At 33.2% G+C, this 24,632-nt stretch carries 23 protein-coding genes; 16 read left to right on the forward strand and 7 right to left on the reverse strand.

Annotated elements, in window-relative coordinates; all coding sequences use genetic code 11:
• The first annotated feature begins 80 nt into the window (after positions 1-80).
• Positions 81-917, forward strand: coding sequence for a phosphatase PAP2 family protein (locus CGC58_RS06435; protein ID WP_095895950.1), 837 nt, complete (start codon positions 81-83; stop codon positions 915-917).
• Positions 895-2,424 (forward strand): phosphoethanolamine--lipid A transferase EptA, encoded by a 1,530-nt coding sequence (eptA, locus tag CGC58_RS06440; protein ID WP_232748800.1) that lies wholly within the window; start codon positions 895-897, stop codon positions 2,422-2,424. Before CGC58_RS06435 ends, eptA begins: the two co-directional genes overlap by 23 nt.
• 103 nt (positions 2,425-2,527) lie before the next feature.
• Here eptA and CGC58_RS06445 read toward each other — a convergent pair whose 3' ends face one another.
• Positions 2,528-3,046: a mechanosensitive ion channel domain-containing protein gene (locus CGC58_RS06445; protein ID WP_095895952.1), complete on the reverse strand. Its 519-nt coding sequence runs from the start codon at positions 3,044-3,046 to the stop codon at positions 2,528-2,530.
• Positions 3,047-3,276: 230 nt separating this feature from the next.
• Here CGC58_RS06445 and CGC58_RS06450 point away from each other — a divergent pair, with 230 nt between their 5' ends.
• From CGC58_RS06450 to CGC58_RS06460, 3 genes are all read left to right on the forward strand, one after another.
• Positions 3,277-3,606, forward strand: a complete 330-nt coding sequence (locus CGC58_RS06450) for a hypothetical protein (RefSeq protein ID WP_095895953.1) — start codon at positions 3,277-3,279, stop codon at positions 3,604-3,606.
• Between the two features lie 394 nt (positions 3,607-4,000).
• Positions 4,001-4,831, forward strand: a complete 831-nt coding sequence (locus CGC58_RS06455) for a class I SAM-dependent methyltransferase (RefSeq protein ID WP_095895955.1) — start codon at positions 4,001-4,003, stop codon at positions 4,829-4,831.
• 227 nt (positions 4,832-5,058) lie between these two features.
• A complete protein-coding gene (locus CGC58_RS06460; RefSeq protein WP_095895958.1) occupies positions 5,059-5,568 on the forward strand; it encodes an OmpH family outer membrane protein in 510 nt (169 codons plus the stop codon).
• A gap of 65 nt (positions 5,569-5,633) precedes the next feature.
• On the opposite strand, the gene CGC58_RS06465 is transcribed toward CGC58_RS06460, so the two are convergent.
• The 6 genes from CGC58_RS06465 to rnr all read right to left on the reverse strand — a co-directional run bounded on the left by CGC58_RS06465 (position 5,634) and on the right by rnr (position 12,502).
• Positions 5,634-6,326, reverse strand: a complete 693-nt coding sequence (locus tag CGC58_RS06465; protein WP_095895960.1) for a LysE family translocator — start codon at positions 6,324-6,326, stop codon at positions 5,634-5,636.
• Between the two features lie 151 nt (positions 6,327-6,477).
• Positions 6,478-6,678 carry a hypothetical protein gene (locus CGC58_RS06470; RefSeq protein WP_095895962.1) on the reverse strand — a complete coding sequence of 67 codons (201 nt, stop codon included), beginning with the start codon at positions 6,676-6,678 and terminating at the stop codon, positions 6,478-6,480.
• A gap of 145 nt (positions 6,679-6,823) precedes the next feature.
• Positions 6,824-8,335: a PH domain-containing protein gene (locus tag CGC58_RS06475; protein WP_095895964.1), complete on the reverse strand. Its 1,512-nt coding sequence runs from the start codon at positions 8,333-8,335 to the stop codon at positions 6,824-6,826.
• On the reverse strand, positions 8,316-8,828 hold the full coding sequence (locus tag CGC58_RS06480; RefSeq protein WP_095895966.1) for a PH domain-containing protein: 513 nt from the start codon (positions 8,826-8,828) through the stop codon (positions 8,316-8,318). Before CGC58_RS06480 ends, CGC58_RS06475 begins: the two co-directional genes overlap by 20 nt.
• Before the next feature lie 80 nt (positions 8,829-8,908).
• Positions 8,909-10,222 carry a Fic family protein gene (locus CGC58_RS06485; protein WP_095895969.1) on the reverse strand — a complete coding sequence of 438 codons (1,314 nt, stop codon included), beginning with the start codon at positions 10,220-10,222 and terminating at the stop codon, positions 8,909-8,911.
• A gap of 96 nt (positions 10,223-10,318) precedes the next feature.
• Complete coding sequence (rnr, locus tag CGC58_RS06490) at positions 10,319-12,502, reverse strand: ribonuclease R (protein WP_095895970.1); 2,184 nt, start codon at positions 12,500-12,502, stop codon at positions 10,319-10,321.
• Positions 12,503-13,466: 964 nt separating this feature from the next.
• On the opposite strand from rnr, the gene CGC58_RS06495 reads away from it, so the two are divergent.
• From CGC58_RS06495 to CGC58_RS06545, 11 genes are all read left to right on the forward strand, one after another.
• Positions 13,467-15,446 carry an alpha amylase C-terminal domain-containing protein gene (locus CGC58_RS06495; RefSeq protein WP_095895972.1) on the forward strand — a complete coding sequence of 660 codons (1,980 nt, stop codon included), beginning with the start codon at positions 13,467-13,469 and terminating at the stop codon, positions 15,444-15,446.
• Positions 15,447-15,532: 86 nt separating this feature from the next.
• Positions 15,533-15,886 carry a four helix bundle protein gene (locus CGC58_RS06500; protein ID WP_095895974.1) on the forward strand — a complete coding sequence of 118 codons (354 nt, stop codon included), beginning with the start codon at positions 15,533-15,535 and terminating at the stop codon, positions 15,884-15,886.
• 126 nt (positions 15,887-16,012) lie between these two features.
• Positions 16,013-17,962, forward strand: a complete 1,950-nt coding sequence (locus tag CGC58_RS06505) for a glycogen debranching enzyme N-terminal domain-containing protein (protein WP_095895976.1) — start codon at positions 16,013-16,015, stop codon at positions 17,960-17,962.
• Between the two features lie 108 nt (positions 17,963-18,070).
• Positions 18,071-18,325, forward strand: a complete 255-nt coding sequence (locus tag CGC58_RS06510) for a hypothetical protein (RefSeq protein WP_198540709.1) — start codon at positions 18,071-18,073, stop codon at positions 18,323-18,325.
• 64 nt (positions 18,326-18,389) lie between these two features.
• Complete coding sequence (locus tag CGC58_RS06515; RefSeq protein ID WP_157909221.1) at positions 18,390-18,710, forward strand: DUF1493 family protein; 321 nt, start codon at positions 18,390-18,392, stop codon at positions 18,708-18,710.
• Positions 18,711-18,946: 236 nt separating this feature from the next.
• Positions 18,947-19,258: a hypothetical protein gene (locus CGC58_RS06520; RefSeq protein WP_013996524.1), complete on the forward strand. Its 312-nt coding sequence runs from the start codon at positions 18,947-18,949 to the stop codon at positions 19,256-19,258.
• 116 nt (positions 19,259-19,374) lie between these two features.
• Positions 19,375-20,145: a tetratricopeptide repeat protein gene (locus CGC58_RS06525; RefSeq protein WP_095895982.1), complete on the forward strand. Its 771-nt coding sequence runs from the start codon at positions 19,375-19,377 to the stop codon at positions 20,143-20,145.
• A 137-nt stretch (positions 20,146-20,282) separates the two neighbouring features.
• The gene (locus CGC58_RS06530; protein ID WP_095895984.1) at positions 20,283-20,753 is read left to right on the forward strand and encodes a YdeI/OmpD-associated family protein; all 471 of its coding nucleotides are present in this window, start codon (positions 20,283-20,285) and stop codon (positions 20,751-20,753) included.
• Between the two features lie 95 nt (positions 20,754-20,848).
• Positions 20,849-21,868 carry a PDDEXK nuclease domain-containing protein gene (locus CGC58_RS06535; RefSeq protein ID WP_095895986.1) on the forward strand — a complete coding sequence of 340 codons (1,020 nt, stop codon included), beginning with the start codon at positions 20,849-20,851 and terminating at the stop codon, positions 21,866-21,868.
• A gap of 108 nt (positions 21,869-21,976) precedes the next feature.
• Positions 21,977-23,269, forward strand: coding sequence for a glycosyltransferase family 4 protein (locus CGC58_RS06540; RefSeq protein ID WP_095895987.1), 1,293 nt, complete (start codon positions 21,977-21,979; stop codon positions 23,267-23,269).
• An 89-nt stretch (positions 23,270-23,358) separates the two neighbouring features.
• A complete protein-coding gene (locus tag CGC58_RS06545; protein WP_095897142.1) occupies positions 23,359-24,549 on the forward strand; it encodes a glycoside hydrolase family 57 protein in 1,191 nt (396 codons plus the stop codon).
• Positions 24,550-24,632 lie beyond the last annotated feature (83 nt).

The raw sequence follows: 24,632 nt of genomic DNA on the forward strand, positions 1-24,632 counted from the left end.
AGCAAGCAATTCACAGCATTTCTACACAAAACTGTACAATAATCGTATATTTGCAGTTTGAAATCTGTAAATCAATCACAATGAACACCTACGTTACTGATAATTACAAAAAAGTTTCGTTCTATTTATTATTTCTGCCCATATTTGTAATAATTACAATTGTTGGATTTCTCTACTTACAAAATGCACTAAATGTTGCAGGATATGTGAATATTCAGAAAAATGTTTTTTATTTTCTGAATTCGAACTTATCTCAACTTCCTATTTTACAGAACAATTTAACACAAATTGGTGATGCACTTATTTTTATGTCGCTGTTGAGTGTTTTTATTTTTTACGTTCCAAAAATGTGGGAAGCATTATTCTCGGCATCGTTAATATCTCTTGTTTTTTCAAAAACATTTAAAGAAATTTTTGACATTCCGCGACCGGCTACCATCTTTGACAATGAAAGTTTTACGATTATCGGAGAAACTTTAGTAGGTTATTCAAGTTTGCCTTCAGGACATTCCATAACCACTTTCACCGTAATTACCGTATTGATGTTTGCTTTCGCTCCCAAAAAATCAACTTACAGATATTTATGGTTTATTTCTTCAATTTTATTAGGATTAATCATAGCTTTCACTCGCGTAGGCGTAGGGGCTCATCATCCGCTTGATGTAATCATTGGCAGCACGCTTGGATTTACATCAGGACTTTTAGGAATTCTCATAAATAGAAAATACAAAATATGGAGTTGGATTGCTAACAAAAAATTCTATCCGATTTTCATTTTGATATTTTTAGGTTGTTCCACAGTTGTAATCAAAAAAATAATAGATAATAGTTTATTCGTATTTTACGCAACCTTATTTAGTTTAATCGTTTCTTTATTCATAATAACAAAATCATATGTTGAAAATTTTAAAAAATAACTTGAGTTTAACACGTTTCGCACTGTTAATGAGTTTGCTAAACTTTTTATTATTTCACTATCCTTTCTTCAATTTTGTATTTGAAAATATTGATTACAAAGGTTTCAGTGGAGTTGTAACTATTATCAGCTTGGTGATTTTAATGCTGGTTGCAAACTTTTTTACTTTCTACTTGATATTCTTTTTATCCAGAAAAGTAGGGAAATTTTTACTGGTAGTTTTCTTCATTCTGAATGCAATCGCAGTTTACTTTATCAACACGTACAGCATCATCGTAGATGAAAGTATGATTGGTAATGTGATAAATACCAACTATGAAGAATCGAGCAGTTTCTTTTCGTTTAAAATGATTTTATACGTTATTTTATTGGGAATTGTTCCAAGTATTTACATAATCAAAGCTAAAATAATTAAACCAACCGTAAAGAAATTTTTCACCACTTTATCACTTACTTTGGTATTTATGATTGCTTTGGCTTTTGCAAATGGGAACAGTTGGCTTTGGATTGACAAAAATTCAAAGCAATTAGGAGGACTTGCAATGCCTTGGTCGTACGCGGTAAATACTTCACTTTTTTACATTCACAAATATCAAGAAAATCGGAAAGAAATCTTGCTGCCTGATGCTACAATAAAAGATAATGAGAAATCGGTAGTAGTTTTGGTAATTGGTGAATCAGCTCGAAGTCAGAATTTCTCTTTATACGGCTATTCAAAAAATACAAATCCATTGCTTTCAAAAACTAAAAATGTATTTCACTTTGAAGCTACTTCGTGTGCGACATATACCACAGCCGGAGTAAAATGTATTTTGGAACATCAAAACACAGGTGATTTATATGAAATTCTTCCGAATTATTTATATCGAAATAATGTTGAAGTAGTATGGAGAACCACTAATTCAGGAGAACCGCCAATTCATATCGAAAAATACCAAACAGGAAGTTTCTTAAGGGAAAATTGTGAGGGAGAAGGTTGCAATTACGATGAAGTTCTTATTAACGGATTAAAAGAGCAAATTGCATCAAGCACCAAAGATAAAATATTGATTATACTGCACACCAGCACAAGCCACGGACCTACATACAACAAAAAATATCCGCCACAATTTGAAATTTTCAAACCAGTGTGTAATAGCGTAGAACTTGCAAACTGTACTCAGGAAGAACTCCTAAATGCGTATGATAATACCATAGTTTACACGGACTACATATTACACAAAATAATTGAAAATTTAAAAGAACTGAAAGAATACAAAAGTACGATGCTCTATGTTTCTGACCACGGTGAATCTTTAGGAGAGAAAAACTTGTATATGCACGGACTTCCGATGAGCATTGCACCAAAGGAACAATATGAAATTCCATTTATTGTTTGGGTTTCCGAAGGTTCAAAAAAATTAAAGTCACTTGAGAATTTATCACAAAATCACGTATTCCATAGCATTCTAAATTTCTTGGGAATCGACAGTCCTGTTTACAACGAAGAAATGAACATTTTTGAATAATCAAATTATGATATAAAAACAAAAAAATCCTTTGCTGTTTGGCAAAGGATTTTTCATATCAATGTGTAAAAAATATACTTCTCTCCTACTCTGTCTTTAAAAATTAATTACTGCTAAGTATTATAATTCCTTTCTGCAAAAGCAAATTGTTAGGCAATAGAACTTCTTCACCTTCACTATTTCTGACCAATGTGTAAAATGATTTAATACTTATTATTTCTCCCTCAACAGGAAATTCCTTGTCCACAAATTTTATTCTATCACCAATTTTAAACGGAAATGAAAAAAACACAATAATTCCAGCCGTTATATTACTCAAAATAGACCATTGTGCAAAAAACGCAACTCCAATTACCGTAAGCACTGAAGAAAAAAACAAAAGTAATTGTTCCCGTTTGATTCCCCAGATAGATATAAGCATCACAACAAACAATATAAAAATAAAATAATCAAAATATCGCTTTACCAAAACCGTGCGTGCTTCTGAAAGATTAGATTTTTTCGAAAATTTTCTGATAATAGTTTCAATAGTAAAACGAACGCCAGTAAAAACAATGACAGCAACTAATGTTGCAATAATTTGATTTCCGTAAATAGTAAAAAAATTAGTGTATAAAATCATAATTTAAATATATAAAATTATTTATTCACTGGTTAAAATTCATATTTCTCATTACTTCAATCCATCGAATATTTTATAACAAGAAAATATTTTAATAGAAATTCAACTGCAAAAATAATAAATTTATGTTTATCATAATATATTATCTTATTCCATTTTTAAAATTTTCCTTATTCCTTTTAAGCTATATCAAAAGTTTTTATTTTATTTGTAGTCTCAAAACTTGAGCAATGATAATTATCACAAATCGTTATTTAGTTCCCAGAGGTTACTCTGGAATTACTTTATTTCCCTTTATTTTTGTAGTCAACAAAGAACTTATTAAAAATCCTTATTTTATAAATCACGAACAAATCCATTTACAACAGCAAAAAGAGTTACTAATCATTCCCTTTTATATTTGGTATTTTATTGATTTTATCATAAAACTCTGCAAGTACAAAAACTGGGAAATTGCGTACCGAAATATCATCTTTGAGAAAGAAGCATACAATAATGAAAGAAATTTAAATTATTTAAAAGAAAGAAAAATATTTAATTTTCTTAACCAAAAGAAATAATAAATGTTCCACGTGAAACATTCATCAGAATAAAACTATAAAAAACCACTCAAAGAATATAAAAAAACACATCAACTTTTATAAATAAAACCAAATCTAAAAGTTCCACGTGGAACAATTCTTCATAACAGAAGCAAAATTTAAAAAGAAAATCTCTCAAAAAAATAAGTTTTAAAACATTGTAATCAGAAAACTATTTACTGTTTCTGTTTAGAAAATTGAAATATTTACACAAATAAAAGAACTTCATCTTGTTCCACGTGGAACCTCATTTCTTTAATCAAAATTGATGTTTAATAATTTGATTTTCAAATAGTAAAACAAGAAATAACAGAAAATGAATGTGCTTTTATAAATAAATAGTATATTTGCTTAGTTTATTCCATATTTCATAATGAAAATAAAAGATTATAGCGTTTCACAGGAAGAATTCGAATTAATTTACGACTCAAATTTAGAGCTTTTTAAAACACAACCCATTCCCGAAAACTTACATAAATACTACGAAAGTGATGCTTACATTTCACACACGGATAGTAAAAAAACATTATTCGATAGGGTTTATCAAGCTGTGAAAGGCATTAATTTGAAGAGTAAAATACGCATCATTTCCAAATATAAAAAACAAAAAATCGAATTATTGGACATAGGTGCGGGAACAGGTGATTTTGTTTTGGCTTGCAAAAATGAAATGAATTGGAATGCTTCAGGAATTGAACCCAATGAAAAAGCAAGAAAAGTAGCCGAAAAAAAACAAATCAATCTGCTTAAAAACTACGATAATTTAAAAGAAAAATCATTTGATGTTATCACGCTTTGGCACGTTTTGGAACATATCCCCGACTTGGAAAATGAAATCAATAAAATAAATTCACTTTTAAAAGAAGACGGAATTCTAATTATTGCCGTTCCGAATTACAAATCGTGGGACGCAAAACATTATAAACAATTTTGGGCAGCGTATGACGTTCCTCGGCATTTGTGGCATTTTTCAAAAACAAGCATTCGGAAAATTTTTACCCAAAAAGGATTTCAACTTTTAGAAATAAAACCAATGCTTTTCGATGCTTTTTATGTATCGATACTTTCCGAACAGTACAAAACCGGAAAAAAGAATTTTATTAAAGGAATCATAAATGGAATGCGTTCAAACCTGTACGGAATGCGAAAAAAAGAGTTTTCTTCGCATATTTACGTGCTCCGAAAAGTAAAAAATGATTTTTAAGCCCATTTTTTACACTATCTCAATAGAAAATATAAATCTATACGGAAAATTTTTGAAAATTGAAATTTAAGGCATTTCTGAAAGCCGATTTTTATAAAGTATTTTTATATTTTCAAACTAAACAATAAAAAAATTTGATAATACAAAATAAATAAAGATATTTCACTTTTTGATTTTGAAACAAAACTTTCTTACTTTTGCCCTCAGTACTTAACAGATTTATAAAGATGAAAAAAATAATCATTGGAGGTTTTGTCCTTTTCGGATTGGTGTCGTGCCAACAAAATAAAATTGCGTTTGTTGACAATAGCAAACTACTTAACGAATATCAAGAAAAAAAAGATATTGAAAGCAAACTGAAAGAACAAATCAGCAAATATGAAAAAAAACGTGATAGTATTTCACAGGCATTTCAAGCAGAGGCAAAAGCATTTGATGTAGAGGCAAGAAATTTACCACAAAATGTAGCTCAAAAAAGATACAACGAATTGATGCAAAAAAGTCAAATCTTGCAACAACATTTACAACAAGAAGAACAAAAAATCCAAATGGAAAGCCAAACTCAAATGGATTCTTTGCTCAATAAAGTAAAAAAATCAGTGAAAGAATACGGCAAACAAAAAGGATATAATTTCATTTTGGGAGCTAATGACGGAGGAAGCGTTCTGTACGGAGATGATAAAAAAGACATTACCAACGAAGTAATTAAGCACTTAAACGAGAACTACAAAAAATAATATAAATTTAAAAAGCCCGAAGATTTTATTCTTTGGGCTTTTCTTTTTACCAATTCGGTTATTTTCTAATTCAATTCAGGATTTTCAGTAAAAATTTCATTCAATTTTTCTTTTCCTTCAGGAAAAATACCTTGTGCCAATAAAAATATACCAAAAATTAAAAGAATAATGCTTATCGTTCGTTTTATTTTATAAATATGAAAAGCGGTGAGTTTATTTTTCAATTGTTTGGCTATAAGTATTTTTATCACATCAACCAAAAAATAAATAATCACAATCGACGAAAAGAAAACTATAATTCTGTTAGTATTCATATCCAATTGTGGAGCGAAAACAATAATGATTCCCAGCCAAAAACCTAATACACCGATGTTTATGAAATTGAGTAAAAATCCTTTTACAAAAAGTGCCAAGTAATTAACTTTTTTAGCAGAAAGAACTTCATCTTCCTCAATATTTACCTTCTTATTAAAATCCTTTTTAAGTTTTATGAAAGAAATAATTCCGTAGGAAATCATAATTATTCCGCCAACAATGAACAAAAGCGGGTCATCTTTTACCTTCTGAAGTATGCTACTGGTTGTGAAATAAACTATTAAAATGAAAACAACATCTGCCAAAACTACGCCTCCATCAAAGGCTATCGCAGCCCTAAATCCCTTAGTAATAGCTGTTTCAAGCAAAACGAAGAAAACAGGACCAATAGTAAAAGCCAATAAAACTCCTAAAGGCAAGGCAAGTAATACATCTGCAAACATTTTATTTCTTTTGAAAAAATTGAAATTATTTTTCTGAAAATCAGAAATATAAACACTTTAATTAAAACAACTAACAAAAATAAAGAAAAAAGAATAAAAAGCAAAAAAATAAGGGAAAAACTTTGTAGCTTCTCCCCTATTCCATTTCCAATTATTCAACTTTATTCAAACTCCGTTTGTATTTATACAAAACATAAAGAAAAATCAAATTTCCTATCAAATATGTCATCAAAACATAGATATTCCCCACCAATTGGTCTGGAAAAATGAACCAAATCAAAAAGGTAGCCAAGTAGAATATCAAAAAAGACAATCCAAATTTCTTTCTTATCAACTCATTTCTTGTTTCCATAATGGTAAAAATTAATTATTGAAATTCAAGTGAATATATCTAAAATGACGATACACTCGCAAAATTATAACAAAAAAATTCAAATAACAAAATTTTTATACATATTTCTGAAAAAAAAAACTATAAAATTCTGATTCATATATTTTTAAATAACGAACTCAATTTTATAAACAGATTCATTTACCAAATTTTTAAGTAATTTTTCGTCATAAAAATTAAGTCGTAAACTTTCCGATGCCGTTGATAACCTAATGGAAACCAATCTTCTACGTTTTTGAAAATACGATTGTTTTATTTTTACTTCTTGTATTTTGTTTACTTGCAAATAGGTGGTTGTCAAATCCCAAATACCGCTTTTAAGTATGATAAAATCATCTTTCAAGAAAAGTTTTTCGTTTCGGTATGAAATATAAATGAGTGACAAAACAACGAAAAATAAAAGCGTAGGAATCCACGTAAATCGCAATATATCAATAAAATACATTGTAAAAATAATCATCAAAAAAGCAAAAAACAAATACATCGCTCGGATAACAACTTTCCGAAAACTCGGACGATGAAATTCTTTCAATTCTTCAAAATCTTTATTATACACAAATTGAAATAATTTACTCATTTCCAAATAATTAATTCCAGGAATTAGTAAACCTTGCGTCTTTTTTTCTTTATTTTCAGAAGAATCAATTTGTGAAATTCGCATTTCAAACAAATTCATCAACTTTTGAAAATAATTCTGCTGAAAATGAATCATTTGCACTTTTTTCGGCGGAACTGCCACAATGTGCGAATTTATAAGTCCGTAGGAAGCTAATAGTCGGTTATTTTTAATTTGTATTTCATAATTATAATACGTTAATAATGTACGAATTAAATTAAAAATGATGACGAAAAGTATCAAAATAAATAAGAAAAAAATCCAAAAAAATATGGTTGAAATTGTATTTGAAAACTCAGATATTTGATTAACAAAATCGGAACGTTTTTCGTAAAATGTATCGGTTATGAAATCAATTATCTGATACGAAAAAGCAAACATCAACGAAAGTGTATAAAAATAATTTTGCGTAATCCCGATTTTAAACAAAGTTAAAATACTTATTTTCAGAGGAGTAAATTCTTCTTTGGGCTTTGTGTTTTCTGTCAAAGAAATTTCTTCCCGAATTTCAGAAATGGTTTCTTTTTCTGTTAAAATATCTTTGATAACCAATGCTTTATGATAATCTATTCCATCGATAGAAATTTCCACTTTATCGCTTCCTGCCGTGTCTATATCTAATTTGTATAATCCTACTATTTTATGTATAAACTTCTGATTTAGATGTACTTCGTGAATTTTGTCAAACTTTACCACCGTTTCCGATTTACTTAACCAACCTTCACGAATAATCAGTTCATTATCAATAATTTGATAAGAAAAATACTTGTATTTTATATATTGAAAAATGAATATTAAAATACTGATTACTAAAAATATAGCTGAAAAAATTAAGAAAAATTGAAATTTATCATCAGAATTATTCCCCTTTTTAAAAAGAAATATGGCGAAAACTCCCCAAAAGATTTTGAAATTACTCCAAAAAGCTTTCACCAAAGCCAACCAAAAAGCCTTTTGTGAAAGTTTATTCGGAATTGAAAAATCATAATTCATCATACTCATTTTCAGTAGTTTCAATACGATTTAACAAAAAACCCTTCCAGCGTTCAGCTTCCTGTAAAGACAATCCAGGGATAGAAATATCACCATTGGAAGAAGCCGTATACAGACATAAAGTAGCCATTCCCAAGCGTTTAGCATACCAACCCTGCTTGATAGTAATGTGTTGCAAACGAACATAAGGAATTATGTGTGTTACCTGAAAAACAATACCAGATTTATAAATAGCATCGTGCTGACGAAAAGCATATTTTTTATATTTATAACTTATTGAAATATAAAAAATTAAAAATACAAAAATGAGAAGAATACCAATAATAGCGTAATACTTTTCAACCGCATCAAAAATAACAAAAATTGCTAACAGAAGTACCAATCCAATTCCTGAAGCAATAAGAGCATTCATTTGAGCTATTTTTTTATAGTCGGAATGTAGATTGGTTAATGGTATTTGCTCATAATCAGGAATTTGGTTAATAGTCACTAAATCATTCATAAATAAAATATTTGGTAAATATAAAAAACGAAAACACTAAAAATTGCGAGATTATCGCAAAATCTCGCAATTTTTATTATTTATTTTTTAGATAATAATTCTTTGAGAATCAAATCAAAATTATCTGATTTAATAAAATTTTGTTTCTTTTTATTAACTTGAATAACTGTTAAAAATCCCATTTCAGACAAAAGTTTTAAATCAGTTCGTGCAGTGTAATTAGAAACCTGAAATCTTGATTCTACTTCTTTGATAGTCATTATTCTGTCTGAATCATCATTGAATATTTTTAAAATTTCTGCCATTCGCTCATTAACACCACCTATTTTCAAAAATTGAGCAGATTGCATCACTTGTCTCTGTTTTTTAGCAATATATTGCTTCAATTCCTCAAAAGACTTTTCCATTGCCTTTATATGATAAGTTATAAAATAACTTAAATCATTATTATCTATTTCGGTATATAAGTATGCCTTTTCATATTGATTTTTCGTATTTTTTATTACCTTTGAGATGGTGAGATATTCTGTAAGCCAATATCCTTTTTTTAGCATATACCAATAGAAAATAGCTCTTGCGGTTCGTCCGTTTCCATCCACAAAAGGATGAATCCACCCTAACATAAAATGCAAAATACAAGCCTTCAAAATAGGATGAATGAAATTTTTATCGTCTTTATTAAAAAAAGTAAACAAATCATCAAGTAAATTAGGAATTTCTGTAAAAAAAGGAGGTGTATGAACTACTTCTGAGTTAGAATAATTGACCACATAAATATCATTAGTATCTCTTAATTTTCCTTCATACAATTCATTATCTAATGTATCGTTTGTTAACAACTTATGCAGGTACAAAAAATTTTCTAATGAAATTTCTTGTTCCTTATTGGAAACGATATACTTCATAGCCAAAAAGTTATTAAAAATCATCTGTTCAGATTTATTTTTTGGTTTTTTCTGTTGCTGAATCATTTCCTTTGCTTTTTGTCGGGTGGTATTAGCTCCCTCCATTTGGCTACTTGAAATAGATTCTTCAATAAGCGAAGAAATAATAAATTTATTTTTATCAGTATAGGCTATGCCTATGTTACTACCCAATATTCCACCAAAATACATATCGAAAAAATGTAATTTTTTTTGGATATAATCAGTAATAACATACGAAAATTGATAATTTCCAAATTTTACAAATTTCGACTTGATAAAACGATGTCTCTTGACAAGCTCCCAAAGTTTTTCAGCCGGTAAATTTGTCTTTTTATATTTTACTTTGTCCCAATACAGATAATCGTCTTGTATTTTTTGTAAAATATCTTCATTTTCAGACTTTAACATTAAATAGATTGTTTCTATATCTGTGTTTTCTACATCAAAAAAAGGTGGTTTCTCTAACATAATCTGCCTTTAATAAAGCACAAAAATAATAAAAATTGAGAGATTATCGTAAAATCTCGCAATTTTTATTATTAATTAATTCCTTAGTCAAAAAACTTACTGCACCAACTCAAAATCCAATTGTTTTTTGAGTAAATCAGTATTTTTAACGCGTACAACTACTTCATCTCCAAGCTGATACATATTTTTAGTCACCTCCCCTACTAAAGCGTATTGTTTCTCATCGAAAATATAATAATCGTCCTTAATATCACGGGTTCTGACCAAACCTTCGCATTTGTTTTCCACAATTTCCACATAAATTCCCCATTCGGTAACGCCCGAAATAACACCCGCAAAATGCTGATTCTTATGATTTTCCATATATTTCACCTGCATATACTTAATCGAATCACGCTCGGCAGACGAAGCCAAATTCTCCATCTGTGAAGAATGTTTACATTTAGTTTCGTAAAGTTCCTGTTTTTCAGAAGGTTGATTATCTAAATATTTCTGCAACAATCGGTGTACCATCACATCAGGATAACGACGAATAGGCGAAGTAAAATGCGTATAGAAATCAAACGCCAAACCATAATGACCAATATTATCCGTTGAATATGAGGCTTTTGCCATAGAACGAATAGCAAGCGTATCCACCAAATTCTGTTCCTTTTTGCCTTTTACTTCCTCCAAAAGGGAATTCAGCGAGTGCGTAATACTTTTCTTGTCCTTCATATTGATGCCATAACCGAAACGAGAAATCACCCCGTTAAGCTGCATCAATTTTTCGTCATCGGGCTCATCGTGAACACGATAGACAAAAGTTTTCTTCTGTTTGGCAACAAATTCGGCTACTTTTCGGTTTGCCAACAACATAAATTCCTCAATAAGTTTATTAGCATCTTTGCTTTCTTTGAAATAAACGTGCGTTGGATTGTCGTTTTCATCCAAATGGAATTTCACTTCGATTTTATCAAAAGAGATAGCTCCTAATCGCATTCGTTTGGTACGCAGTTTTTTAGCCAAATCATTGAAGATTAAAATGGTATTTTCTAAGGGAATAGGCAATAGGGAATAGGCATTAGATTCTGTACCACTATTGCCTATTGCCTCTTCCCTATTGCCTTCTGTCTCAATAATTTCCTGTGCTTCTTCGTACGTTAATCGATGGTCTGATTTGATAACCGTTCTTCCGAGCCAAGTATTTAAAATTTCAGCTTTTTTGTTCATTTCAAAAACGGCTGAAAAGGTGTACTTTTCCTCATTCGGACGCAACGAACACGCAAAATTCGACAGTACTTCGGGGAGCATCGGCACTACCCTATCCACCAAATACACGGAAGTAGCTCGGTTATAGGCTTCTTCGTCCAAAATCGTTCCCTCCTGAACATAGTGCGACACGTCGGCGATATGCACCCCGATTTCGTAATTTCCGTTTTCGAGAATTTCAAACGAAAGGGCATCGTCAAAATCCTTGGCATCTTTCGGGTCGATGGTGAAAGTCAGCACATCGCGCATATCTCTGCGTTTGGCGATTTCTTCCGCAGTGATGGAAGTATCCAACTGCTTAGCAAAGGCTTCAACTTCTTCCGGAAAGGCGTACGGCAAGCCATATTCCGCCAAAATGGAATGCATCTCGGTGGTTTGCTCCCCGGGTTTTCCAAGGATTTGCTCAATCACCCCGAAAGGTGAATTGGATTTCCCTTCCCATTTTTCAATACGCACGATGACTTTATCGCCATTTTCTGCTCCGTTGATATCGTTTTTCGACACGAAAATATCGGTGTACATTCGGTGGTCGGTCGGCAACACAAAAGCGAAATTCTTCTGCATTTGCACCACACCCACAAAACGTACTTTATTGCGTTCCAACACTTTAGTAACCTCACCTTCCAATTTTTTTCCATTTCTGAAACGTGGAAAAACGTACACTTCCACCAAATCGCCGTGCAAGGCTTTATTCAGTAAATTTGACGGTACAAAAATATCTTCATCTAACTCATCAACAGCTACATAGGCATTTCCTCGTGAGGTAACATCTACCACTCCTTTATAGTAATTCTGGAACGGAATGGCTTTGTATTTGCCACGTTCTGGCTCCAAGATTCTCTTTTTTTCTTTAAGCTGAACCAATTTTTTTATGAGCATATCTCGCCCTGAAGCGTCAGAAATGTTTAACTTTGCCGCAATCTGTTTGTAATTGAACGATTCTTTTTGGTTGGCTTCCAACACGGAAAAAATACCTTTTGTAAGTTCGTGTTTTTTAATTTTTACCAATTTTTTTTTTCGTTTTGACATAATCTTTATTTATATAAAGTCCGAAAAATAAGAAAAAAAATTGAAAAACCAATATTTTTTTGATTTTATTCCAAAAATTAAAAAAAACGAATTTTTTAAATTATGAACAATTAAATTTAAAGAATAAAATTTTTTTTGAAACAAAAGAAGAGGGTTATTATTATTACTCTGTTGAAATTATTAAAAAATAGAATTTTAAAAATTTGCTTTTTTAAGAATTGACAAATTACCATTAGTTATTAACAATTCTTAATTATATAAAAATTTGAAAATCAGTGATTTTATTTTTATTGTTAATATCTTATTTTATAAATAAACAGCTTCTTTTTGATAAGTTTTACGCTTTAAAATTGTTGATAACTGTTGAATAAGTATGCATATTTTCACAAAAAATAAATTTGCTTTTTTCTTTTTTGTGTTTGTATGTACAACCTGCTGAAAAAAGCAAGTTTTTTATCCGATTTTTACTTTAAAAGTTATCTACAATTTAATATTTTTCAACTTAATTTATTTTCAATAAGTTAATAAAAGTTATTTACAAAGGTGTTGATAGCTATCAAATCACCTTTACAAAATGAAGAAATTTAAAAACGCTTTCTCGTTTCAATCAGCAGAAATATTTTTTTTCATTTTTGGTTAGTCAGCTTTTTTAAAAATTAGGAATATGATTGATGAATTTCATAAATATATTTTCGGACATTAAATATCTCATAAATAGTAAATTATTGTTTTAGAAAGAATGTTGTTTTTTGGCAATTTTTTTATTTCTAATGAAAAATTCTTTCTTCTTTAATTAAAAAAATATTTTTTTGAATGTAATCATTAGTTTTTTTCAAAAAAATATCTTAACTTTAACCTCGAAAAAATATGAAAATTTTAAGTTAAAATTTTCAAAAAACTGAGACTTTAAAAGCATAATAATCAATCTGTTGTTATTTTTTATTATGTTAAAATCACGACTTCTATGTTTTCTATTTTAAAAACAGATACGCTATTACAAAAATTTGCTGATGAAATTCAGGCTCGTCACGCACATTTTCTGCAAACTCAAAAAGTAATGCGAGGAGATTGCGTTCGTTTGTCCGATAATTTGAATTCTCATTTGTTTTACGGATTGCATCTATCAGAAAATCAGTGGATTTTACGCGAATGGGCTCCAAATGCAACGAAAATATATCTGCTTTGCAATAATAACGATTGGCAGACCAACGAAAAATATGCTTTTCAGAAGATAGACAATGAAAATTGGGAAATTCGTTTGCCGAAATCGGAACTTTCGCACGGCGATTTGTACAAATTGTACGTAGAATGGCAAGGTGGCGGAGCGGAAAGGCTTCCTTCGCACGCTCGAAGAGTGGTTCAGGACGAATACACTAAAGTTTTCACCGCTCAAGTTTGGCAGCCCGAAATGGTTTACGAGTGGAAGAATTCGCGTCCCGACAACAATGAACCGCCTTTGATTTACGAGGCACACATCGGGATGGCTTCCGAGCTTCGGAAAGTGGCAACTTTTACCGAATTCCGATTGTTTGTACTGCCTCGCATCGCAGAGTTGGGCTACAATACCATTCAACTGATGGCAATTCAGGAACATCCGTATTACGGTTCGTTCGGTTATCAGGTGGCGAATTTTTTCGCGGTGAGTTCCCGTTTCGGAACGCCCGAAGAACTTAAAGAGTTGATAGACACGGCTCACGGATTGGGAATAAAAGTCATTTTGGATATTGTGCATTCACATTCGGTGAGCAACGAGTCGGAAGGATTGGGCTTTTTTGACGGCACGGATTATCTGTATTTCCATTCGGGAGAGCGGGGAAAACATCCACAGTGGGATTCGCGTTTGTTCGATTACGGAAAACCACAAGTGCTTAATTTTCTGCTTTCTAATTGTAAATATTGGTTGGAAGAATTTCAGTTTGACGGCTTCCGATTTGATGGCGTAACCAGTATGATTTATTTCGACCACGGATTGGGAAAAGCCTTCACGGAATATTCTTTATATTACGATGGAAATCAAGATGTTGATGCGATAACATATCTGACGTTAGCAAATCAGGTTATTCACGAAATATATCCGAAAGCCATCACAGTTGCCGAAGAAATGAGTGGAATCCCGGGTTTGGCATTTCCTATCGAAGGTGGCGGAATGGGATTTGATTACAAAATGCATATGGGCGTGCCTGATTATTGGATAAAACTTTTGGAAGATTACAAGGACGAAGATTGGCACGTGGGTGATATCTATTACGAATTAACCAACAAACGAGCCGAAGAAAAAACTGTAAGTTATGCCGAAAGCCACGACCAAGCTTTGGTGGGTGACAAAACGATTTTTTTCCGTTTGGCAGACAAGGAAATCTACACGGGAATGAGCGTTTTTGACCAAAATTTGGTAATTGACAGAGCCATTGCACTTCATAAGATGATTCGTTTGGTAACCATTACCACAGCTGGAAACGGATATTTGGCGTTTATGGGTAACGAATGGGGACATCCCGAATGGATTGATTTTCCGCGTGAAGGAAATGATTGGAGTTACGACCACGCTCGTCGTTTGTGGAGTTTGCTTGATGATGAAAATCTGAAATTCAAGTATTTGAATAACTTTGATAAGGCGATGATTCATTTCGTGAGAGAAAATCAATTGCTCAAAGAAATGCCAACTATTTTGGTTCGCGACAATGAACGTCAGATTTTAGCTTTTGAACGAAGCGGATTTTTGTTTGTGTTCAATTTCAATCCGTCCGAGTCGTTTAATAATTATGAGTTTGAGGTAGAAGCAGGAAAATACACCTATGTTTTAAATTCGGACAATCCGAACTTTGGAGGGCAAAATCGTATCGATGAAAATGTCGAGCATTTTACGCAGTACAAATACAAAAAGAATCTGATTAGTTTGTACATTCCGTCAAGGTTGGCTATTGTTTTGAAAGTGAATAAATAATAATTAACAATGAACAATGGATGACAATTAACAATGTTCATTATAAAAATTGTTCATTATTCATTGTAAACTGTTCATTGTAAGGTATGAAGAAAGAAAATACATTAAAAATAAAAACTTTTGATTTCTCTTTACGGATTGTCAAACTTACGAAATTATTGGTAGATAATCGAAAAGAATTCATCATAACCAAACAATTATTACGAAGTGGAGCATTGGTAAGAGAGGCTGAATATGCTGAAAGTAAAAGGGATTTCATTCACAAACTGCATATTGCATTGAAAGAAGCGAATGAAACAGAGTATTGGATAGAACTTTTGTATAAATCTGATTATATAAACGTTACAGAATTTGATTCTGTTTCAACGGATTTAAAAGAGATTTTAAAATTACTAATATCAAGTATAAAAACTATTAAGCGAACAATAAATAACAATTAACAATGAGTAGCAAATAACAATTAACAATGAATAGTTATTCAAATAAAATGTTCATTATAAAAATTGTTCATCGACAAAAATTGTTCACTGTTCATTGTAATTTGTTCTTTAAAAAACTAAAATAATATGAGTTATTTAACATTCAAAAAGAAAGAATTAATCAACTTGGAGTATTCTCTTGACAGAGAGCTTCTTGGCACCAATCGCGGGGGCGGATACAGCTCCTCTACCCTTGTGTTTTGCAACACCCGAAAATATCACGGACTTTTAGTCGTTCCGCTTGAAAATTGCAGAGGATTGAATCACGTTTTGCTCTCTTCGCTCGATGAAACCATCATTCAGCACGGACGCGAATTCAATTTTGCGGTGCATCAATATCCCGAAACTTACGAACCTCGCGGACACAAATATATCGTGGACGTTTCCTACGAAAAAGCCTTTACGGTCATTTATCAGGTGGGAGGCGTAACGCTCAAAAAGGAAATCTTGATGGTACATAATGAACCTCAGGTTTTGGTTCGTTACACTTTGCTCGAAGCCCACTCCCCTACTAAGTTGAGGTTGAATCCGTTATTAGCATTTCGGGACATTCATTCGCTTAGTAAAGCCAACGATTTGGCAAATAAAAACATTGAAAAAATTGATGGAGGAATCAAAGCCAAACTTTATCCCGATTTCCCATATTTGCATTTACAATTAAGCCAAGAATCTGATTTTGAATATAATCCGAATTGGAATTACAATATTTTCTATAAGAAAGAAAAAGAACGCGGATACGATTATACGGAAGATTTGCTTACGCTCGGCTATTTCGAGTTGAGCATCAAAAAAGGCGAAAGTGTTGTATTTTCGGCAAGTACGGAGGAAAATAACAGCAAGCAACTCAAACAAAAATTCACCCGACTTATCAATCAGCGACGTGAACGAAATTCCTTTGAGGAATGCCTCCACTACTCTGCCTCGCAGTTTTTGATTCAAAAAGCGGGTGAAATTCGCGTAAAAGAAGGCTATCATTGGTATAACAGCAACACGCGTGACACGTTCATCGCCTTGCCGGGAATTGCCTTGGCGGAAAATACTCAAAAAACGTTTGAAGACGTACTTACATCAACCAAAAAATATTTCTCTAACGGGCTTTTTGAAAAGACGATAAGCACGCACGTAGCTCATCCTCAGTATGATGCCGATACGTCTTTGTGGTTTTTCTGGACGATTCAGCAGTACGAAAAATACACCAAAAAAACGGCAAAACAGCTTTGGAAAGAATTTGGCGAAATGATGCAAACCATTTTGGAAACCTATCGAAATGGGCAACACAAAACCATACGAATGGACAGCAACGGACTCATTTGGTCGGAAGATATTAGCCGTCCGCTTACGTGGGTTGATGCTCAGTTTGACGGCGGTGCGATTGTTCCGCGAAATGGTTACGTGGTGGAGGTTAATGCTTTGTGGTACAACGCCGTATGTTACGCATTGGCTTTGGCAGAAGCCTCAAAGGATAAAGATTTTCTGAAAGAATGGAGCGATTTACCTACGATGATTGCTGAAAATTTCAATCAAACCTTTTGGATTGCTGACAAAAAATACTTGGCAGATTATGTGAATTATGCTCATCAAAATCGTGATGTTCGCCCCAATCAGTTGATAACTTGTGCGTTGGCGTATTCTCCTTTGGATGAGCGAAGTAAGAAACGCGTTTTGGACATTGTCAGACAAGAATTGCTCACACCACGAGGATTGCGTTCGTTATCACCTAAAAATAAAAGTTACGAAAGCGTAAGTATTGGCAACGTGTACGACCGTGACCGAGCTACATTTAACGGGTCGGTACATCCTTGGTTTATAGGATTTTATATAGAAGCTCATTTAAAAATTTATGGAAAAACCTATATCCCTGATGCAGAAGCAATTTTAGCTGATTTTGAGGAAGAATTAAGCGGACACGGTGTAAGTACCATTTCGGCTATTTACGATGGAAATCCGCCATTTCGTTCGCGAGGTTGCATTTCCAAAGCCCGAAATGTAGCCGAAATCCTTCGAGCCAAACAGCTGACAATGAGTTATGAGTTGTAGTAAAAGTAATCTGCGTTTTAGAGAAAAAGATTTTTAAAAATTAGCAAACATAAATATATGAGAAATCTTTTTATAAGTAAAAAAATGATTGAAATAGAATCTGACAGGATGAGTGTATGTATGGCAGATGATATGTATAAACATAATATATTTTCTGAATTTCCTGAGAATATATCAATGGAAGTACTTATTAATAAACTTTTAGAAATTCATCCTCTTACAAAACATTGGGCAGTATGGGCAGGAAATCACGAAACACATATACATATAAAGGACATTGACGGAAATTGGTTGATAGACAAAAAAATGACTATAAAGAAGTTTTTTAGAGATGTTGATAAGTATGTTTATTTTTACAGATAGTAAAGATGGAATGTGTTTCGTCAGAATATTTGTATAAAAAAAAACAAAAAATGAAATAAGTTTTGTGGTAAATACTGATTATAATAAATTGTATGCTCTCATTTTTGAGATTACTAACCGACAAGTAACGGAAGCCGATGATAATTTTCGATTGGAGGAAGATTTAGGAATTTACGGTGATGAGGCAGTTGATTTTATTACTCGTTATGCTGAAATGTTTCAGGTTGATGTAAGTGAGTTTCCTGTTTATGAGTATTTTAATGTGGAGGCTGATTCCGTTTCTCTGTTCTTTCGTAAATTGTTCGGGTTTTCAAAAAAGAAAAAAACACTAACTATTTTTGATTTAAAAAAAGGAATTATAAACAAAAAAATAAATAAAGAATAAAACAGATAATACGTAGAATCTTTATCTTTATAAGAAGAAAATACTTCTACACGTGAAGAAACAAAATCTTCTGATGAAGAAAATATTTCTACTAATGAATATTATGATTATTCTGATAAATTATTTAATTCTTCATTAGAATATAAAAATTCTACTGATGAAGATTTTAATTCTACATCTGTTTTATTAAAAAATCAACAAGAATAACTATTTTTATAATATAAAAACAAATTAAGATGAGAAAAAGGTCATTTGCCGAAATCATCACATCGGCACAACTGTTAGTAAAAGCCCTCACCGAACGAGGTGAAAATTTGCCTGTGGGTGTTACCGCTCAAATGCGTGACAAACTAAACACTGCCTACCAAAAAGCAGCGGAGGTCAATGTAGAACAGGAAAAACTTAAAGCTCAACTCAAAGAAAAAACCGCCGAGTTAGAAAAACATATTGCCGAAACGGAAGAGGTATATGCCTTTTTGAAAAAATACATCAAAATGGGCGAACCGCAAGAACGTTGGCGAGAGTTTGGTTTTGAGGATAAACGATAGGTGGTAAGATTGCAGGGAGTAAGCGTATAAATATCCGTTCGGTTACAGGTGCGTATGCGATACGTACTAACATTCACAATAAATAATGTCTGTTTATTGATGTTAAAAATAAATTTATGAATAAATATCTGATGTTCTTTGTATTGTTGTCATACCATTGTTTTTCGCAACAACATCAAGAAGAGATTATTAAAACCTATTTGAACGATTGTGCGATGAAATACAACTACAATTATCAGATGAAGCAATGGCAAGACTGTTTGGATTTAGGACTTCAAAGAGATAGTACTATTGCTTATTTGTGGCAACAGAAGGCAATGCCCTATTTCAAGGCACAAAAGTACGAAGTCGGAATGTCTTATTTGGACAAGGCAGTTATTTATAATCCGAAGCGTTGGTTGCCTTATCGGGGTTTTATCAAATGTATTTTTTCGAAGTCGTATAAGGAAGCAATTGATGATTTTGAGAAATCAATTCTTTTACTTGGTAATCAGTATGAAATGGATCATACATATCGGTTTTACATAGCTTTATCCTACTTGCAACTTAACGAATTCGAAAAAGCAGAAAGATTATTTGAACAGGATATTTCAGAGCAGGAACAAAAATTCAAAACGGCTCATTACTTGGATTTATTTTATTTTGGGATTTGTAAGTTTGAATTGGAAAAATTTGATGAGGCAATCATCTTTTTTGACAAAGCTCTTGAACAATACCCTCAATTTTCAGATGTTTGGTATTATAAAGCGGTTTGTTTTTTACGTTTGGGACAATCCGAAAAAGCTGTTGAACCTTATGAAAAAGCCAAAGATTACGCAAAACAAGGGTATACCATAAATGAAGACAACGTAGTTTATGAAAAATATCCTTATCAAGTACGATGGTAATTATGAAGTTCTGTAACTTTGTTAAAGTTTAAGAAAAGTTGAAGTTATATAGATGACCTATTGATTACTAATACATAGAAATATCCGCCACATTGTAAGGGCAAAATATATTTTGCTCCTACTTACAATAAAAAACAATGAAGTTATTAACTGATAAAATCTATCGTATTGAAAAATTTGAGGGCAAAGGCGGTTGGACGTTCGTTCGGCTTCCTGAAATCAAACCCAACAAAAACGCCCCTTTTGGTTGGGTACGAGTTTTCGGCACTATTGATGGACATTCTATCGAAAAGTACAATTTACAATCGATGGGAAACGGAAATTTGTTTTTGCCACTGAATGCTCAAATCAGAAAGAAGATAAAGAAACAAGCAGGTGATGATGTGCATATTGTGTTGTATGAAGATAACGTTCCGTCAGAAATTGTTAACGAACTCAAAATGTGTTTACAAGATGAAAAACATCTTTGGGAAACATTTTTGAGCTATTCTGAAACAAAAAGAAAAAAACTAATTGATTGGATTTATCAGTCTAAAAATGAAGATGAAAAAGCAAACCGAATTGTGGAGATAATTAACAGAATAAGTAGTGAAAAAATAAAGGATTGACAATAAATTGGAAAAATCGCAATTGTAGTTCTTTTTTGTAATTAAAAGTTTTTATTTTCATATATTCACAAGTAAAAAAACAGTAAAATTAAACAATGAAGCTATTTACCGATATAAAAGATATTATTTTACAGGCTCGTGAAAAGGCGGTACGCTCAGTCAATAACGCACGTACGCTGATGTATTGGCATATTGGTAAACGTATTTTTGAGGAAGAACAGCAAGGTAAAAAACGAGCAGATTACGGAAGTTACCTCATTAAGGAGCTTTCTGCCAAGTTAGAACCCGACTTCGGGAGTCTTTGTTCATTTCGACAACTGAACTTATATAGGCAATTTTACAAAACTTTCCCAATTGTGAACGCACTGCATTCACAATTGAATTGGACTCAGTATAAGATACTTATGCGAATAGATGACCAACATAAACGAGAGTTTTACATCGCCGAAACAACAAAAAATAATTGGACTTCTCGGCAGTTGGAACGACAAATAAACGCTTCTTTGTACGAAAGACTTTTGCTTTCGAACGATAAAGAAAGCGTGCTTGCCGTTGCTCGAAATGAAAGGCAACCTTCTGACCCAAAGGAAATAATCAAAGACCCTATGGTTTTGGAATTTTTGGGTTTGAAACAACAAAGTACCTATTATGAAAAGGATTTAGAAACTAAAATGCTTTCTCATTTACAGGAGTTTTTGTTGGAATTGGGCAATGGGTTTTCGTTTGTAGCTCGGCAAAAACGCATTCATATTGAGGGAGATGAGTTTTTCGTAGATTTAGTGTTTTACAATCGTTTGTTACAAAGTTTTGTGATTATCGAAATCAAAACCGATAAACTTACCCATCAGGATATAGGGCAGTTACAGATGTACGTCAATTATTATGACCGCACACAGAAACTCAGCCACGAAAACCCAACTATTGGCATTTTACTTTGTGCCGACAAAAATGACGCTGTGGTAAAATATACTCTTCCTGAGAATCAAAAGCATATTATAACAAGTAAATACCAATTGTATTTGCCAACAGAAAAACAACTTTTAGATGAAATACGTAAAGAAATTGAAAATTTTGAAATAAATGAAGAAGATGAAAAACCTGATGAAGTACAATAAAAATCTTTCATCATAAACAAGAAAAACAGCTTAATTCAGCTTGAAAATAGAAAAAATTAGCAAAATCAATAGAATTTTAAATAGAAACACCAAATAAGTAAGAATGATATGAGTGTAAAAGTACTAATGTTCGGTTGGGAGTTTCCGCCCCACATCAGTGGAGGACTTGGCACAGCCTGCTACGGAATCGCCAAAGGCTTGGCAAAGCACGATGTAAATGTTTTGTTCGTGATGCCAAAAGCAGGAGGCGATGAAGATAGTTCCGTTGCCGACATCATAAACGCAAGTGATGTGGAAATGCTTCAAAATATGGAAAACATTGAAGAATTCTGGAAGAACATCAACTTTATGGAAATCGGCTCGAATCTGGTTCCGTATTTAGACCCCGAAACCTTTGCCCGCGAACGCGAAGCTTATCTGAAAACGGGCGAAAGTAAGGAGAAAATTTCTTTCAGAAATAAATTCCAATTCTCGGGAAAGTACGGCGCAAACCTGATGGAGGAAGTCTATCGGTATGCTTTGGTTGCCGGAACCGTGGCAAAGAATCATCAGTTTGATGTTATTCACGCCCACGATTGGCTCACGTACAGCGCAGGGATTGTTGCTAAGAAACTATCGGGAAAACCGCTTGTCGTTCACGTGCACGCTACGGAATATGACAGAGGCGGGGAACACAATCGAAATACATTAGTTTACGACATCGAAAAACGAGGAATGGAAGCCGCCGACATTGTGGTTACGGTGAGTAACTGGACGCGCAACATCGTGGTTGAGAAGTACGGAATCAATCCGGAGAAGGTTATCACGGTGCACAATGCAGTTGACTTTTCGGCAGAGACCACCGAGAAGGAAGAACGAGGCGTTAAAGAGAAAATCGTGACTTTCTTAGGAAGAATCACGCTGCAAAAAGGTCCGGAATACTTCGTTGAAGCCGCCGCAAAGGTGTTAAAACGAACGCCCAATGTGCGTTTTGTAATGGCAGGAAGCGGCGAAAAGATGAATCCGCTTGTCCGACGAGTGGCACAGCTGGGCATCGGAACAAAATTCCATTTCACGGGCTTTCTCAAAGGAGGCGAAGTGCAACGGATGTTCCGTTATAGTGATGTGTATGTAATGCCTTCGGTTTCGGAGCCTTTCGGGATTTCGCCTTTGGAAGCGATGCGTTCGGGCGTGCCTACCATCATTTCAAAACAGTCGGGCGTAGCCGAAGTATTGAATCACGCCATTAAAGTTGATTATTGGGACATTGACGCACTGGCTGACGCTATTCACGGCATTCTCTCCTACCCTACGCTCGCCGAATTTATGTCGCGGGAAGGCTACGACGAGGTAAATCAACTCAAATGGGAAAATGCTTCCTTAAAGCTCAAAACCATTTATGAGATGCTTGTGAGTAAGTAAAGAATGACCAATCAGTAAATTATAAAAACTATAAGATGGCAGAAAATAAAAAAGAATCAAGAAATATCAACATAAAAACAGATAACGATATGAAGAAATCAGTTTGTATTTATTTTCAAATACACCACCCCGAACGACTTAGAAAATATCATTTCTTTGATATAGGAAAGAAACATAACTATTTTGATAATTACGCCAATCGTTCTGAATTAGAAGACCTTGCCGAAAATTGTTATCTCCCTGCCAACGCACTGTTGTTGGATTTGATTAAGAAATACAACGGAAAGTTCAAGGTGGCTTTCTCGATTTCGGGTTCGGCAATCGACCAATTAAATATGCACACCCCTGAGGTAATCCGTTCGTTCCAAGAGCTTGCCGAGACGGGCAATGTGGAATTCTTGGCGGAAACCTATTCGCATTCTTTGGCTTCTCTTTCAGAGGATTCGGACGAGTTTGAACAACAAGTGAAACGCCACGTTGCCACGGTAAAAAGTCTTTTCGGTAAGAAGCCCGTAACTTTCCGCAATACGTCCTTGATTTATTCGGATAAAATCGGAGAGCGGGTAGCAAAACTCGGCTTTAAAACAATGCTTACCGATGGGGCAAAACACGTGTTGGGTTGGAAAAGTCCGAATTTCGTGTATCAAAACCCAACCAGCGAAAACCTAAACTTATTGCTCAAAAACAGCAAGTTAAGTGATGATATTGCCATCAAGTTTTCCGATAGGCAGTGGGGTGAATATCCGCTTACTTCCGAGAAGTACGCCTCGTGGGTAAAACACAGTTTGGCAGAAACCGAAGTGGTCAATTTGTTTATGAATTACGACGTAATCGGTCATTATAATCGCAAAGAAAGTGGCATTTTCGACTTTTTGGAACATTTCGTAAAAAATATGATGGAAGATGATGATTATCAGTTTCTTCTTCCGAAAGAAGTCGTAAAAAAACACAGCCCGAAAGATGTATTGTACGTTCCTTACCCAATTTCGTGGACGGACGAAGAACGCGACACCACCTCTTGGCTCGGAAACGAATTGCAACAGGAGGCGTTCAATCAGTTGTTTAAAATTCAGTCGTTGGTTAAGAAGAAGAAAAACACCGAACTTTCAGACGATTACAGCCGTTTGCAAGCCAGCGAGCATTTTTATCATATGCGGACAAAACTTTTCTCCACTTCGGACTATCACAAGTATTTCTCCCCGTATGATTCTCCGTATGAGGCGTTTATCAACTATATGAACATTCTAAGTGACTTTGAGGTGCGTTTGGAGGCGAAGTAATTTTTTATAAAAACTGCCGTAAGTTAAAACTACGGCAGTTTTTTTTTGCAAGTTCATTACACAAATCACTTGAAGTGATGAGC

This window comes from Capnocytophaga stomatis (genome assembly GCF_002302635.1).
In the GTDB taxonomy this organism is placed as follows: domain Bacteria; phylum Bacteroidota; class Bacteroidia; order Flavobacteriales; family Flavobacteriaceae; genus Capnocytophaga; species Capnocytophaga stomatis.